Source organism: Pseudomonas sp. 05N36 (genome assembly GCF_056397385.1).
Map to the genome: position 1 here is coordinate 124515 of NZ_JBFTNH010000001.1, position 13006 is coordinate 137520.

The window sequence follows — 13006 nt, forward strand, 5'->3', positions numbered from 1 at the left end:
TGCACTTTGAGGATAACAACAATGATTATTTACGGTGTGGCGCTGTTGGCGATCTGTACGCTGGCAGGGGTGATCATGGGTGACATGCTCGGCGTGTTGCTGGGCGTCAAGTCCAACGTCGGCGGGGTCGGTATCGCGATGATCCTGCTGATTTTCGCGAAGCTGTGGATGCACAAGCGCGGCGGCATGACCAAGGATTGCGAGTTGGGTGTCGGCTTCTGGGGCGCCATGTACATTCCGGTGGTGGTGGCCATGGCTGCGCAACAGAACGTCGTCGCCGCCTTGCACGGCGGCCCGGTGGCGGTGTTGGCGGCCATCGGTTCAGTGGTGATCTGTGGTTGCACTATCGCCCTGATCAGCCGGATCCACAAAGGCGAGCCATTGCCGGATGAACCGGTCGACAGTGTCTCGATCGCAGCTCCTGCAGGAGGTCGCTGATATGTGGAATCTCATGGAAGCGGGTCTGAAACATAACGATCTGGTCACCGCGTTCGCGTTCGTCGGGGTGATCATGTGGATCTCCGTCGTGCTCTCCAAACGCCTGACGTTCGGACGGATTCACGGCTCGGCGATTGCCATCGTCATCGGCCTGGTGCTGGCCTGGGTCGGCGGCACACTCACCGGTGGGCAGAAAGGCCTGGCAGACATTTCGTTATTTTCCGGTATCGGCCTGATGGGTGGCGCCATGCTGCGGGACTTTGCGATCGTCGCCACGGCGTTCGAAGTGCAGGCCACCGAAGCCCGCAAGGCCGGGTTGATCGGCGCGCTCGCGCTGCTGCTCGGCACGGTGCTGCCGTTTATCGTCGGCGCATGCATCGCCTGGGCATTCGGCTATCGGGATGCAGTGAGCATCACCACCATTGGCGCCGGCGCGGTGACCTACATCGTCGGCCCGGTGACGGGTGCGGCGATTGGCGCCAGTTCCGACGTGGTCGCGCTATCGATTGCCACCGGCTTGATCAAGGCGATTCTGGTGATGGTCGGCACACCGATGGCGGCGCGCTGGATGGGACTTGATAACCCGCGCTCGGCGATGGTCTTCGGTGGGTTGGCCGGCACTGTCAGCGGTGTGACGGCGGGGCTTGCAGCGACGGATCGGCGGTTGGTGCCTTATGGGGCGCTGACGGCGACGTTTCATACCGGGCTCGGGTGCTTGCTGGGGCCGTCGTTGCTGTACTTCATCGTTCGCGGGATTGTGGGGTAGGGCTTTGATTATTTGTTGAAGGGGCTGCCCCCATCGCGAGCAGGCTCGCTCCCACATTGGAATGCGTTCCCCTGTGGGAGCGAGCCTGCTCGCGATGGACGCGACTCGGTTTCAGGCCTGCCGATTGGCATACATCCGACACTCCGCCAACAACGCCAGCAGATTCGGGTCGCGCTCCTTGGCCTTCAGAAACACCACCCCAATGTGCTGCTGCAACCGATAGCGCTCCTGCAGCGGGATCAGCTTCACCCGGTTCTCGTAGACCGCCGCAATCCGCCCTGGCAGCAGCGCATAACCGACCCCGGAGCTGACCATGCTCAGCAGGGTGAAGATATCGTTGACCTGCATCGCCACCTTGGGCTCGAACCCCGCCTGTTGGAAAACCCGAATACCGTCCTGGTGCGTGGCGAAGCCCTGGGTCAGGGTAATGAAGGTCTCGTTACGCACTTCGGCAAGGTCGACTTCGGCCCGCTGGGCAAATGGCGAGTCAGCTGGCGTGGCAAGGAATATGTCGTCGGAAAACAGCGGGATCTGCTCGCAGTCCGGGTCGTTGACGCTGTCGTCCAGGGACACCAGGATCGCGTCGACTTCCATGTTCTTGAGCTTGTACAGCAGGTCGATGTTCGAACCGAGGATCAGGTCGATATTAAGTTCGCTGCGGCGGATCTTCAGGCCCATGATCAGCTGCGGCACCGTCTTGACCGTCAGCGAATACAGCGAGCCGAGCTTGAAGCGTTCGGCCGAAAACCCCGCGGCTTCACGGGTCAGGCGCACGCTTTCGAGCACATCCTGAATCAGCTTTTGCGCTCGCTCTTCGAGCACATAGGCGCTTTCCAGTGGTGTCAGGTTACGCCCTTCATGCTTGAACAGCGGGCAACGCAGTGCGCTTTCCAGCGAGTGAATGGCCCGGTGCACGCTGACGTTGCTGGTCTGCAGTTCGGCCGCCGCACGGGCCAGGTTGCCGGTGCGCATGAACGCCAGGAACACTTCCAGTTTTTTCAGGGTCAGTTCTTCGTCGATCAGCATGGCCACTTCTCTTTTTCAGTCCGTTGATTATGCCCATGCGCTGTTGTGTTGTCCGATGTGCGGTTGCGTTCTCCTTGGTTAACTTGCAGGGGCGCCAACCGTCGCTGAGGAAGACGCCATTGCTGGCGTCCGTTGAGGCGTGGCGCCCGTCACGCAGTGAGCGGGCGCGAGGAGATTTCAGCGAAACGCGGGTACCACTTGTTTGATGAACAGCTCCAGGGACTTCTTTTTCTCTGCGTGGGGCAGGCTGTTGTCGCACCAGAAGCTGAATTCGTCGACGCCCAGCTCCTGGTAATACTTGATGCGGGCGATGACTTCTTCCGGAGTACCAATCATGGTGTTCTTGTGGATGTTTTCCAGCTCGAATTCCGGGCGCCCGGCGAATTTTTCTTCCGGGCTCGGCGCGAGGAAACCGTTGACCGGCACTTCCTTGTTGCCGAACCAGGCATCGAACGTACGGTAGAACTTCGAGATCGCCTTGGCGCCGACTTTCCAGCCCTCAGGATCATCCACCGCGTGCACGTGCGTATGACGCAGCACCATCAATTGCGGGCGTGGTACTTCCGGGTTGTTATCCAGGGCGGCCTGGAACTTGTTCTTCAGATCGAGGACTTCTTCGTCGCCCTTCATCAGCGGCGTGACCATGACGTTGCAGCCGTTGGCTACCGCGAAGTTATGGGAGTCTGGGTCACGGGCGGCGATCCACATCGGTGGGTTAGGCTTCTGGATCGGCTTGGGCACACTGGTGGAGGTCGGGAATTTCCAGATGTCGCCGTCATGGGCATAGTCGCCTTGCCACAGTGCGCGAACCACCGGGACCATTTCCCGCAGGGCTTGGCCGCCGGAGGAGGCGGGCATGCCGCCGGCCATGCGATCGAACTCTACCTGATAGGCGCCACGGGCCAGCCCGACTTCCATGCGGCCATTACTGATTACGTCCAGCAGCGCGCATTCGCCGGCAACCCGCAACGGGTGCCAGAACGGCGCGATGATGGTGCCGGCGCCAAGGTGAATGGTCGTGGTCTTGGCCGCCAGGTAAGCCAGCAGCGGCATCGGGCTGGGCGAGATGGTGTATTCCATGGCGTGGTGTTCGCCAATCCACACGGTGCTGAAGCCACCGGCCTCGGCCATCAGGGTCAGTTCGCTCAGGTCCTCGAACAGCTGCCGATGGCTGATGCTCTCGTCCCAACGTTCCATGTGCACGAACAGGGAAAATTTCATGACGCTTACCTCAAGTCTTTGTTATTGGCTGTCGGTTCAGGCGAGGACGGGCAGCGCGCCCATCTTGCCGTGGCAGTACACGAGCGGGCCGGCCGTGTGGTGCGGCACGATCAGGTTTTTCACTGCGCCGACCATGATCGCGTGATCGCCACCTTCATATTCGCGCCACAGCTCGCATTCGATGATCGCTGTGGCGTTGTTCAGCAGCGGGTTGCCCAGCGCGCTCAATGTCCATTCGATCCCTTGCGCCTTGTCCTTGCCTTTGCGGGCAAAGGTATAGGCCTCGTTTTGCTGGCCGCCGGAAAGAACGTGGATGGCGAAGCGTTTGTTCTTGATCAGTACCGGGTAGGAATCGGAGCTGTAGTTGGGGCAGAACAACACCAGGGCCGGGTCCATCGACAGTGAGCTAAAGGCGCTGGCAGTGAGGCCGACGATCTGCCCATCGTCATCCAGCGTGGTGATCACGGTCACCCCGGACGGAAACGAACCCATGACTTGTTTGTAGATGGCGGCATCGATCATTGGACGGTCCTCTGGCGTTGTACGACGGTTTTTATCTTTATATTGGTCTGATGGTATACCGTAATACATCGTTTGCAAGCGCTTTTTGTGAGGCCGGATCAGTGGGCGCCAGCGGCTTTGTTCAGGTCGCTTTCGGTCCATTCGGTATACACGCACGCATCCGCTGTGGCCCAGCGTACGCGCACCGGGTCGCCGGTCTTGAGTGGCATCCCGGCGGCAGAGAGCGCCTTGACAGTCATCGACGTACCGCCCGAGGTCATCACGGTGCAGGTCTGGCTTTCACCGAGGAACAGCACTTCGCCGACCGTCGCCGAGACTTCGTTCCAGCCTGCGGCCAGGGGTTCCTGAGCGGCTTGCTGGACGCTCAATGCCTGGGCCTTTTCCGGACGCACCATCAGCAGAACATCCTGATCGGTTTTCAGCCCGGCGGTCAGTCGGATCGACAGTGATTGGCCCTCGAAACTCGCGGCTGCATTGCCCTGGGCCTTGAGCTTGAGGAAGTTCGAGTTGCCGAGGAACGACGCGACAAAGGCATTCGGCGGGTTCTGGTAGAGGTCGTAGCCGCTGCCCAGACCGACGATCTTGCCGTGGCTGAAGATCGCGATACGTTGGGACAAACGCATGGCTTCTTCCTGGTCGTGGGTCACGTAGACGATGGTGATACCCAGGCGCCGATGCAGTTGGCGCAGTTCATCCTGAAGGTCTTCACGGAGTTTTTTGTCCAGCGCGCCCAAAGGCTCATCCATCAACAGGATGCGCGGTTCATAGACCAGCGCCCGAGCGATCGCTACCCGTTGTTGCTGGCCACCGGAGAGTTGCGAAGGGCGGCGATGGGCGAACTGTTCGAGTTGCACCAGTTTGAGCATCGCATCGACACGCCGTTCGCGTTCGCTGGCGGCCAGTTTGCGGATGGCCAGGGGGAAACCGATGTTGTCGCGCACTGACAGGTGCGGGAACAGCGAGTAGCGCTGGAACACCATGCCGATGTCGCGCTTGTGCGGCGGCACGTTGACCAGCGACTGGCCATTGACCAGGATCTCGCCGCTGCTCGGGGTTTCGAAACCGGCGAGCATCGACAGGGTGGTACTTTTACCGGAGCCACTGGAGCCGAGGAAGGTCAGGAATTCACCGTCTTTGATGTCCAGCGAGATGTTGTCCACGGCGGCAAAGTCGCCGTAGTGCTTGTTCAGGTTGCACAGGCTGACCAGCGGCTGGTCGTTCTGCTGCGAGGAATTTTTGATCACGGCACTCATGTCGTACTCCTGGGCGCTCAGGCGCTGATTTCATTGCGCCGGCGAACGGCGGTGGCGATGACCATGACCAATATCGAGAGGCCGATCAGCAGCGTCGAGGCGACGGCGATCACAGGCGTCAGGTCCTGGCGCAGGGTGGTCCACATTTTCACGGGAAGGGTTTGCAGGGTCGGGCTGGCCATCATCACGCTCAGCACCACTTCATCCCAGGAAACGAGGAAGGCAAACAGCGCGCCGGCAACCATGCCCGGACGAATCGCCGGAAAGGTCACCTTGAACACCGCTTGTAGGCGTGAGGCACCGCAGATCACCGCAGCGTCCTCGATCGACTGGTCGAACAGCTTCAGCGAGTTGATGATCGAAATGATGGTGAACGGCAACGCAACGATCACGTGGCTGACCACGAAGGCGAACATTGTCCCGGTGTAGCCGAGCTTGAGAAATAGCGCGTACACCGCCACCGCGATGATCACCAGCGGCACGATCATTGGCAGGGTGAACAGGCCATAAAGCATTTCCCGTCCCGGGAAGCGTCCTCGCACCAGGGCAAACGCGGTCGGCAATCCAAGGGCTACGGCGCAGATCGTGGTCAGCACCGCAACCTTGAGGCTGGCCATGGCCGCGTTCATCCAGTCGGCATTGGAGAAGAACTGGCCGTACCATTTCAGCGTCCAGCCCGGTGGCGGGAACACCAGCCACTGGGAGGAGCCGAAGGACAGCAGCACGATGAACACGATCGGCAACAGCAGGAACAGTGCAATCAGCCCAGTGGTGAAATACAGGCCGAAACGCATGCGCCGGCTCATGGCATTGGGGGTCAGGAGCATGACGACTTACCTCGCGTTGCTGGCGCCAACCGGGGATTCCGGTTGGAGCTTCAGGTAGAAGTAGAACAACACCAGCGTGATCACGATCAGCAAGGCGGCGCCGGCGCTGGCCAGGCCCCAGTTGAGGAACGACTGCACCTGCTGAATGATGAATTCCGGCAGCATCATGTTTTGCGCGCCGCCCAGCAGGGCCGGGGTCACGTAGTAACCGAGAGACATCACGAACACCATCAGGCCACCGGAGAACAGTCCCGGCCGGCACAGCGGCAGGAACACCCGGAAGAAGTTGGTCCACGGGCTGGCACCACAAATCGAACCGGCCTGCAGGATCATCGGGTCGATGGCCTGCATGGTCGCCTGCAAGGGCAGCACGATGAACGGGATCATGATGTAGCTCATGCCGATCACCACGCCGGTCAGGTTATGCACCATCTCCAGCGGTTGATCGATGATGCCCATCGCCATCAACGCCTTGTTGATCACCCCGGAGGCTTGCAGCAGCACCAGCCAGGAATAGGTGCGGGCGAGGAGGCTGGTCCACATCGACAGCAGCACGATGTTCAGGATCCACCGGCCCCAGCCACGGGGCACCAGCGTGATCGCCCAGGCCAAAGGAAAGCCCAGCAGCAGGCTGAACAGGGTCACCAGTCCGGCCACCGAGAAGGTATTGAACAATACCCGCGCATAGGCCGAGTTGGCGAACAGCTGTTCGTAGTTACCCAGGCCTGGAGTCGGTTCCAGCACGCCACGCAACAACAGGCCGATCAACGGCGCCAGAAAGAACAGGCCGAGGAACAGCAGGGCGGGGAGCAGATTACTCGCGCCACGCCAGCGCTGTGCCAGTGACGGGGATTGCTTCATCACAGCCGCCTTGCCTGAGGACGAGCCGGCGGCGTCAGAGACGCCCCCGGTCGCAATGGAGTGACGGGACGCAGTGGCCGTCATTTTCATTTGACTAGCCATTCGTTCCACCGTGTCGCGATGGCCGGACCGTTCTTGGCCCAGTACGCGAAATCAAGAGTGATCTGATCCTTAGCGTAGGCAGTCGGCAGGTTAGGGGCCAGCACCGAATCCAGGCGCGCCACGCTGTCGACGTTGACCGGCGCGTAGGCGGTCAGGTTGGAGAAGTCGGCCTGGCCTTTGGCGCCGCTGGCGGTGGCCAGGAACTTCATGGCCGCTGCCTTGTTTTTCGTGCCTTTAGGCACTACCAGAATGTCGGCCATGACCAGGTTCTGTTTCCAGCTCACACCCACCGGTGCGCCATCTTCTTGCAGGGCGTGGATCCGACCGTTCCAGAACTGCCCCATGCTCGCTTCGCCAGAGGCCAGCAGTTGTTGCGATTGAGCACCGCCGCCCCACCAGACGATATCTTTCTTGATGGTGTCGAGTTTCTTGAAGGCACGATCCAGGTCCAGCGGATACAGCTTGTCCGAGGCTACGCCATCGGCCAGCAGGGCCAGTTCAAGCACGCCCGGGCTCGGCCATTTGTAGAGGGCGCGTTTGCCGGGATAGGTCTTGGTGTCGAACAGTGCTGACCAGTCCTGAGGTTTGCTGGCGCCGAGCTTGCTCTGGTTGTAGCCGAGGACGAAGGAGAAGAAGAACGAACCGACGCCGTAATCGGAGACGAAACGCGGGTCGATTTTATCGCGCTGGATCACCGAGAAATCGAGAGGTTCGAGCAAGCCTTCGGAGGCTGCGCGCAAGGCGAAGTCGGCTTCGACATCGACCACGTCCCATTGCACGTTGCCGCTTTCGACCATGGCTTTGAGCTTGCCGTAGTCGGTAGGGCCATCCTGGACCACGGTGATGCCGCTGGCCTTGCTGAACGGATCGGCCCAGGCCTGCTTCTGCGCATCCTGGGTGCTACCGCCCCAACTGACGAAGTTGACGCTTTCCGCCGCCATCAACGCCTGGCTGGTCACGCTAAGCAGTCCCGCAAAAAGTATTGCGGTTGCAGATTTGTTCAACACCATTTTCACGCCCTCATTGTTGTGTTTATGAGCGGGGCTTTTGAGTGCCCGCCTATCGGGAGCAGTAGGTCCATCTGGTCAGTTACGACTGTCCGGTCTATGGAATATCATATTATGGTATTCCAAACTTTGTGCAAGCACTTTGCCTGACCGGCTATCAGCCAAAAGCGCTTTTTTTTTTCATCAGGCCGCCGGGTAGCAGCCTGCGCGGGTATAGCGACAAGCCCGGAATCATTCGGTGAAAGGGATGCTCTCCACCACTTCCAGGTCGTAACCGGTCAAACCGGCGTACTTCAATGGCGGGCCGAGATGACGCAGCTTGCGCACGCCGAGTTCCTGCAGAATCTGCGCCCCGGTACCGACTTCAGAATAGATGCGCGATTGCGAACGGCTGAACTGCCGTGGCGGCTGGGTCAGCTGGGGCACGCGCTCAAGTAGTGCCTGCGACGATTCATGGTTGGCCAGCACGACCACCGCGCCGCGACCTTCTTCGGCCACTCGCTGCAACGCGGCCCACAACGTCCAGTTGGAAGGGCCGCTGTATTGCGCGCCCACGAGATCGCGCAGCGGGTCGATCACATGCACACGCACCAGCGTCGGGTCGCCATGGCGTAACTCACCCATGACCATTGCCATGTGGACGCCGCCTTCGATGCGGTCCTCAAAGGTGATCAGCCGGAAGGTGCCATGCACCGTCGGCAGCTCGCGTTCACCGATACGCACCACGGTGCGTTCGGTGCTGAGGCGATAGTGGATCAGGTCGGCGATGGTGCCGATCTTGATCCCGTGCTTGCGCGCGAACACTTCCAGGTCCGGGCGGCGGGCCATGGTGCCGTCATCATTCATCACTTCGACAATCACTGAAGCGGGTGTGAAGCCGGCCAGGCGCGCCAGGTCGCAACCGGCCTCGGTATGCCCGGCGCGGGTCAGCACGCCGCCTTCCTTGGCGCGCAAGGGAAAGATATGGCCGGGTTGCACAAGATCGGCAGGCCCGGCGTTGGCGGCAACTGCCGCCGCGACGGTGCGCGCCCGGTCGGCGGCAGAGATACCGGTGGTCACGCCAGTGGCGGCCTCGATAGACACGGTGAAGGCGGTGCTGAAGGCGCTGCCGTTGCTCGGCACCATCTGCTCCAGCCCGAGGCGTTGGCAGTGCTCGTCGGTCAAGGTCAGGCAGATCAGGCCACGAGCCTCGCGAGCCATGAAGCTGATGGCCTCGGCGTTGCAACAGTCGGCGGCGAGCAGCAGGTCGCCTTCGTTTTCCCGATCCTCGTCATCGACCAGCAGCACCATTTTGCCGAGGCGATAATCTTCGATGATTTCTTCGATGCTGTTGAAGGCCATGCTGGAACTCTCAGTGTTGGGTGGGTACATTTGTTGGTATACCATAATACAAATTAAACCAAGAGGTCACTATGAAGGCGTACTGGATTGCACATGTGGATGTCACCGACCCCGATCAATACCTCCATTACACCCAGCGGGCACCGGCGGCCTTCGCGCTATACGGTGGGCGGATGCTGGCCCGGGGCGGGCGCAGCGAAGCGCTGGAAGGGCGGTCCACACCGCAACGCAGCGTAGTGATCGAGTTCGATTCCTACGAGCAGGCGCTGGCCTGTTACCACAGCGAGCAGTATCAAGAGGCGAAACGGCACCGCGAGGGCGCGGCTCGGGCCGAAGTGATCATTGTCGAGGGCGTAGCGCCCTGAGGGCTGTCAGCGAATGAAGTGGATCTTGCCGGTGTCGTCGTTACCGATGTAGATGCCGTAGACCCCGGCCTGGCGTTCCTCGATATAGCGTTCGAGGATCTGCCGGATCGCCGGGTAGTAGATGCTGTCCCAAGGGATGTCCTCGGGCGCGAAGAATTTGTAGTCGAGGGTTTCCGGCCCGTACTGGCCGGTGATCTCCAGCGCAATGGCGCGGAAGATGATGTACACCTCGCTGATCGTCGGCACGCTGAAGATCGAGTAGGGCGAGATAATTTCCGCGCGCACGCCGCTCTCTTCCCAGACTTCGCGCAGTGCTGCCTGCTCGGTGGTCTCGCCACCTTCCATAAACCCCGCCGGCAAGGTCCAGGTGCCTGGACGCGGCGGGATGGCGCGCTGACACAGCAGGTACTTGCCGTCCTGCTCGATGATGCAGCCGGCAATGATTTTCGGATTGACGTAATGGATGTAGCCGCAACCGCAGCACATCAGGCGCTCGTGCGTATCGCCCGGCGGAAGCTGAGACCTGAGGTCATTGCCACCGCACTTTGGACAAAAGCTCGGGCTGAACATGGTTAGCGACCTATGCGCGGTTCTTTGAGCGCGATGGGCAGGGTGATCTCCGGAATCACACCGGTTTCTTCCTGCTTGCGCTTGAGGTAATCCAGGGCGACCTTGGCGGCGGCGCGCACGTGGTCGACACACGCCTGGTGAGCGGCCAACGGATCGCCGCTCTTGATCGCTTCGACCATGCGTTCCATTTCCTGGTTACTGCTGCTGCGACGGTTTTCCTGGGAGACCGACGTCGCCCGCAGGTAGCTGATCCGTGCTTGCAACTGACGCAGCTGGGTGGCAGCGACATGGTTGCCGGAGCCTTCGAGCAGGACGTCATAGAAGCCCTGGACCGAGTCGATAACCTGTTGCAGTTCGCCATCCTTGAGGGCCTTGCGGTTTTCCTCGAGGGCTTTCTCAAGTGCCTTGATGTCCTTGGCCTTGGCGCGCAGGGTGAACAGCTGGACGATCAGGCCTTCGAGCACGCAACGCAGCTCATAGATATCGACGGCATCGGCCAGGGTGATGATCGCAACCCGTGGGCCCTTGGCGTCGGCGAACTCCACCAGGCCTTCGGATTCCAGGTGGCGCAAGGCTTCCCGTACGGAAGTGCGGCTGACCCCCAGGCGATCGCACAGATCGCGTTCGACCAGACGGTCTCCCGGCAGAAGCTGGAAGTTCATGATGGCGCTTCGCAGTTTATCCAGCACGATTTCGCGCAGGGTAACGGGGTTGCGATTGACCTTGAAGCTGTCGTCGAGTGGCAGGCGTTTCATGGGGTCCGCTCTGAATGTGGCTGTCCATGCAAAAAGAGCACTTCGATCGCAAGAATCTCCGTGCTCGGTCAGATCAAACAGCCAAGGGTTAACTGGAGGCCTCGGCATCGGCTTCGGCGAAGGCTTCACGGGCAAGCCGGAAACTGTCTACGGCAGCGGGGACACCGCAATAAATACCGACCTGAAGCAGAATTTCGCGTATTTGTTCACGAGTCAGCCCGTTGCGCAAGGCACCGCGCACATGCAGCTTGAGTTCGTGGGGCCGATTGAGGGCCGAAATCATTGCCAAGTTTATCATGCTGCGCTCTTTAAGCGACAAACCCTCACGGCCCCAGACGTGGCCCCAGCAGTACTCGGTGACCATCTCTTGCAGCGGCCGGGTGAAGTCGTCGGCATTCTCGATGGAGCGTTTCACGTAGGCTTCGCCCAGCACCTGGGTGCGAATTTTCAGCCCCTGTTCATATTTCTCGTTGCTCATCGCGGTGTGCTCCCGAAGTCTTCCAAACCGCCCATCAGGGTGTATTTGAGTTCCAGATAATCCTCGATGCCGTACTTGGAACCTTCGCGGCCGAGGCCCGAGGATTTGATTCCGCCAAACGGCGCGACTTCGGTGGAGATCAGCCCTTCGTTGATCCCGACCATGCCGTACTCCAGCGCCTCGCTCATGCGCCAGGCACGACCCAGGTCGCGGGTGTAGCAATAAGCGGCGAGGCCGAATTCGGTGTCGTTGGCCCTGTGGATCGCCTCTGCTTCGGTGTCGAAGCGGAACACCGCCGCCAGCGGGCCGAAGGTCTCTTCCTGAGCGACTTTCATCTCACCGGTCACGCCGGCCAGCACCGTCGGCTGGAAAAATCCGTGGCCCAGCGCATGACGTTCGCCGCCGCAAAGCAGCTGCGCGCCTAATGCGAGCGCGTCCTGAACGTGATCTTCGACCTTGGCCACGGCGCGTTCGTTTATCAGCGGACCCTGATTTACGTTGGCATCGTAACCACTGCCAACGCGCAGTTGTTTTACGCGCTCGGCCAGTCGCGCGACAAAGGCGTCATGAATACCGCGCTGGACCAGGAAGCGGTTAACGCAGACGCACGTCTGTCCGGCGTTGCGGAACTTGGCGATCAGCGCACCTTCCACGGCTCGCTCCAGATCGGCATCGTCGAACACGATGAAAGGGGCATTCCCTCCCAGCTCCAGCGACACCTTCTTCAGCGTCGGTGCACATTGCGCCATCAACAGCTTGCCGATGGCAGTGGAACCGGTGAACGACAGTTTGCGCACCAAGGGGCTGGCGGTGAGCTCGGCGCCGATGGCAACCGCGTCGCCAGTAATCACGTTGAAGATGCCCGCTGGAATTCCCGCCTGTTCGGCCAACACGGCCATCGCAAGCGCCGAGAACGGCGTCTCCGGGGCCGGTTTGACGATACACGGGCATCCTGCCGCCAGCGCCGGACCGGCCTTGCGGGTGATCATCGCCGCCGGGAAATTCCACGGAGTGATGGCCGCCACCACACCGATCGGCTCTTTGCTGACCACGATGCGCGCGTCACCTTTGTGGCTGGGAATAGTGTCGCCATAAATGCGCTTGGCTTCTTCTGCGAACCACTCGATGAAGCTTGCGGCGTAGAGGATTTCGCCCTTGGCTTCGGCCAGTGGCTTGCCTTGTTCGAGGGTGAGGATTTCGGCCAGTGCGTCGGCATGTTCCAGCATCAGTGCGTGCCAGCGTTTGAGCGTCTGGCTGCGTTCCTTGGCCGTCAGCGCACGCCAGGCCGGCCAGGCCTTGTTGGCGGCGGCGATGGCTTGGCGTGCTTCGTCGGCGCCAAGGTTTGGCACCCGGCCGATCAGTTCACCGGAGGCCGGATTGAATATGTCCTGACAGGCGCCATCCGGCGCATCCAGCCATTGGCCATCGATAAAGGCCTGCTGGCGGAACAGTTGCAAGGCTGCTGGGCTCATGC

The 13006-nt window shown here is 60.8% G+C and carries 15 protein-coding genes; 3 read left to right on the forward strand and 12 right to left on the reverse strand.

Going from position 1 to position 13006, the window contains the following annotated elements; genetic code table 11:
* Positions 1-21: 21 nt before the first annotated feature.
* Positions 22-438: a malonate transporter subunit MadL gene (gene madL / locus AC1DIH_RS00610; protein ID WP_477770208.1), complete on the forward strand. Its 417-nt coding sequence runs from the start codon at positions 22-24 to the stop codon at positions 436-438.
* Between the two features lies 1 nt (position 439).
* Complete coding sequence (madM, locus tag AC1DIH_RS00615) at positions 440-1204, forward strand: malonate transporter subunit MadM (RefSeq protein ID WP_427527814.1); 765 nt, start codon at positions 440-442, stop codon at positions 1202-1204.
* Between the two features lie 111 nt (positions 1205-1315).
* On the opposite strand, the gene AC1DIH_RS00620 is transcribed toward madM, so the two are convergent.
* The 8 genes from AC1DIH_RS00620 to ribBA all read right to left on the reverse strand — a co-directional run bounded on the left by AC1DIH_RS00620 (position 1316) and on the right by ribBA (position 9364).
* On the reverse strand, positions 1316-2230 hold the full coding sequence (locus tag AC1DIH_RS00620; RefSeq protein WP_477770209.1) for a LysR family transcriptional regulator: 915 nt from the start codon (positions 2228-2230) through the stop codon (positions 1316-1318).
* A 177-nt stretch (positions 2231-2407) separates the two neighbouring features.
* Positions 2408-3451: an LLM class flavin-dependent oxidoreductase gene (locus AC1DIH_RS00625; protein WP_477770210.1), complete on the reverse strand. Its 1044-nt coding sequence runs from the start codon at positions 3449-3451 to the stop codon at positions 2408-2410.
* Positions 3452-3487: 36 nt separating this feature from the next.
* Entirely contained in the window at positions 3488-3973 is a 486-nt protein-coding gene (locus tag AC1DIH_RS00630) for a flavin reductase family protein (RefSeq protein WP_477770211.1), read from the reverse strand.
* A gap of 98 nt (positions 3974-4071) precedes the next feature.
* The gene (locus tag AC1DIH_RS00635) at positions 4072-5226 is read right to left on the reverse strand and encodes an ABC transporter ATP-binding protein (protein ID WP_477770212.1); all 1155 of its coding nucleotides are present in this window, start codon (positions 5224-5226) and stop codon (positions 4072-4074) included.
* A 17-nt stretch (positions 5227-5243) separates the two neighbouring features.
* The gene (locus tag AC1DIH_RS00640) at positions 5244-6053 is read right to left on the reverse strand and encodes an ABC transporter permease (RefSeq protein ID WP_123581628.1); all 810 of its coding nucleotides are present in this window, start codon (positions 6051-6053) and stop codon (positions 5244-5246) included.
* Between the two features lie 6 nt (positions 6054-6059).
* Positions 6060-7004 carry an ABC transporter permease gene (locus AC1DIH_RS00645; protein WP_477770518.1) on the reverse strand — a complete coding sequence of 315 codons (945 nt, stop codon included), beginning with the start codon at positions 7002-7004 and terminating at the stop codon, positions 6060-6062.
* Entirely contained in the window at positions 7001-8026 is a 1026-nt protein-coding gene (locus tag AC1DIH_RS00650; protein ID WP_477770213.1) for an ABC transporter substrate-binding protein, read from the reverse strand. Before AC1DIH_RS00650 ends, AC1DIH_RS00645 begins: the two co-directional genes overlap by 4 nt.
* Positions 8027-8254: 228 nt before the next feature.
* A complete protein-coding gene (gene ribBA, locus AC1DIH_RS00655; RefSeq protein ID WP_477770214.1) occupies positions 8255-9364 on the reverse strand; it encodes a bifunctional 3,4-dihydroxy-2-butanone-4-phosphate synthase/GTP cyclohydrolase II in 1110 nt (369 codons plus the stop codon).
* A 71-nt stretch (positions 9365-9435) separates the two neighbouring features.
* Between ribBA and AC1DIH_RS00660 the strand changes: the two genes are divergently transcribed.
* Positions 9436-9729, forward strand: a complete 294-nt coding sequence (locus AC1DIH_RS00660) for a DUF1330 domain-containing protein (RefSeq protein WP_427527802.1) — start codon at positions 9436-9438, stop codon at positions 9727-9729.
* Positions 9730-9735: 6 nt separating this feature from the next.
* On the opposite strand, the gene AC1DIH_RS00665 is transcribed toward AC1DIH_RS00660, so the two are convergent.
* The 4 genes from AC1DIH_RS00665 to AC1DIH_RS00680 all read right to left on the reverse strand — a co-directional run bounded on the left by AC1DIH_RS00665 (position 9736) and on the right by AC1DIH_RS00680 (position 13004).
* Positions 9736-10299, reverse strand: coding sequence for an NUDIX hydrolase (locus AC1DIH_RS00665; RefSeq protein ID WP_477770215.1), 564 nt, complete (start codon positions 10297-10299; stop codon positions 9736-9738).
* A 2-nt stretch (positions 10300-10301) separates the two neighbouring features.
* The gene (locus AC1DIH_RS00670) at positions 10302-11054 is read right to left on the reverse strand and encodes a GntR family transcriptional regulator (protein ID WP_019690463.1); all 753 of its coding nucleotides are present in this window, start codon (positions 11052-11054) and stop codon (positions 10302-10304) included.
* Positions 11055-11142: 88 nt separating this feature from the next.
* A complete protein-coding gene (locus tag AC1DIH_RS00675; RefSeq protein WP_046049783.1) occupies positions 11143-11532 on the reverse strand; it encodes a carboxymuconolactone decarboxylase family protein in 390 nt (129 codons plus the stop codon).
* On the reverse strand, positions 11529-13004 hold the full coding sequence (locus tag AC1DIH_RS00680; RefSeq protein WP_477770216.1) for an NAD-dependent succinate-semialdehyde dehydrogenase: 1476 nt from the start codon (positions 13002-13004) through the stop codon (positions 11529-11531). Before AC1DIH_RS00680 ends, AC1DIH_RS00675 begins: the two co-directional genes overlap by 4 nt.
* Between the last annotated feature and the right edge of the window lie 2 nt (positions 13005-13006).

Coding starts and splice junctions, on each gene's coding strand:
- AC1DIH_RS00650 (WP_477770213.1), bottom strand. CDS start 8,026: ATGGTGTTGAACAAATCTGCAACCGCAATACTTTTTGCGGGACTGCTT.
- AC1DIH_RS00630 (WP_477770211.1), bottom strand. CDS start 3,973: ATGATCGATGCCGCCATCTACAAACAAGTCATGGGTTCGTTTCCGTCC.
- AC1DIH_RS00680 (WP_477770216.1), bottom strand. CDS start 13,004: ATGAGCCCAGCAGCCTTGCAACTGTTCCGCCAGCAGGCCTTTATCGAT.
- AC1DIH_RS00640 (WP_123581628.1), bottom strand. CDS start 6,053: ATGCTCCTGACCCCCAATGCCATGAGCCGGCGCATGCGTTTCGGCCTG.
- AC1DIH_RS00670 (WP_019690463.1), bottom strand. CDS start 11,054: ATGAAACGCCTGCCACTCGACGACAGCTTCAAGGTCAATCGCAACCCC.
- AC1DIH_RS00675 (WP_046049783.1), bottom strand. CDS start 11,532: ATGAGCAACGAGAAATATGAACAGGGGCTGAAAATTCGCACCCAGGTG.
- ribBA (WP_477770214.1), bottom strand. CDS start 9,364: ATGGCCTTCAACAGCATCGAAGAAATCATCGAAGATTATCGCCTCGGC.
- AC1DIH_RS00625 (WP_477770210.1), bottom strand. CDS start 3,451: ATGAAATTTTCCCTGTTCGTGCACATGGAACGTTGGGACGAGAGCATC.
- AC1DIH_RS00660 (WP_427527802.1), top strand. CDS start 9,436: ATGAAGGCGTACTGGATTGCACATGTGGATGTCACCGACCCCGATCAA.
- madM (WP_427527814.1), top strand. CDS start 440: ATGTGGAATCTCATGGAAGCGGGTCTGAAACATAACGATCTGGTCACC.
- AC1DIH_RS00635 (WP_477770212.1), bottom strand. CDS start 5,226: ATGAGTGCCGTGATCAAAAATTCCTCGCAGCAGAACGACCAGCCGCTG.
- AC1DIH_RS00620 (WP_477770209.1), bottom strand. CDS start 2,230: ATGCTGATCGACGAAGAACTGACCCTGAAAAAACTGGAAGTGTTCCTG.
- AC1DIH_RS00645 (WP_477770518.1), bottom strand. CDS start 7,004: ATGAAAATGACGGCCACTGCGTCCCGTCACTCCATTGCGACCGGGGGC.
- madL (WP_477770208.1), top strand. CDS start 22: ATGATTATTTACGGTGTGGCGCTGTTGGCGATCTGTACGCTGGCAGGG.
- AC1DIH_RS00665 (WP_477770215.1), bottom strand. CDS start 10,299: ATGTTCAGCCCGAGCTTTTGTCCAAAGTGCGGTGGCAATGACCTCAGG.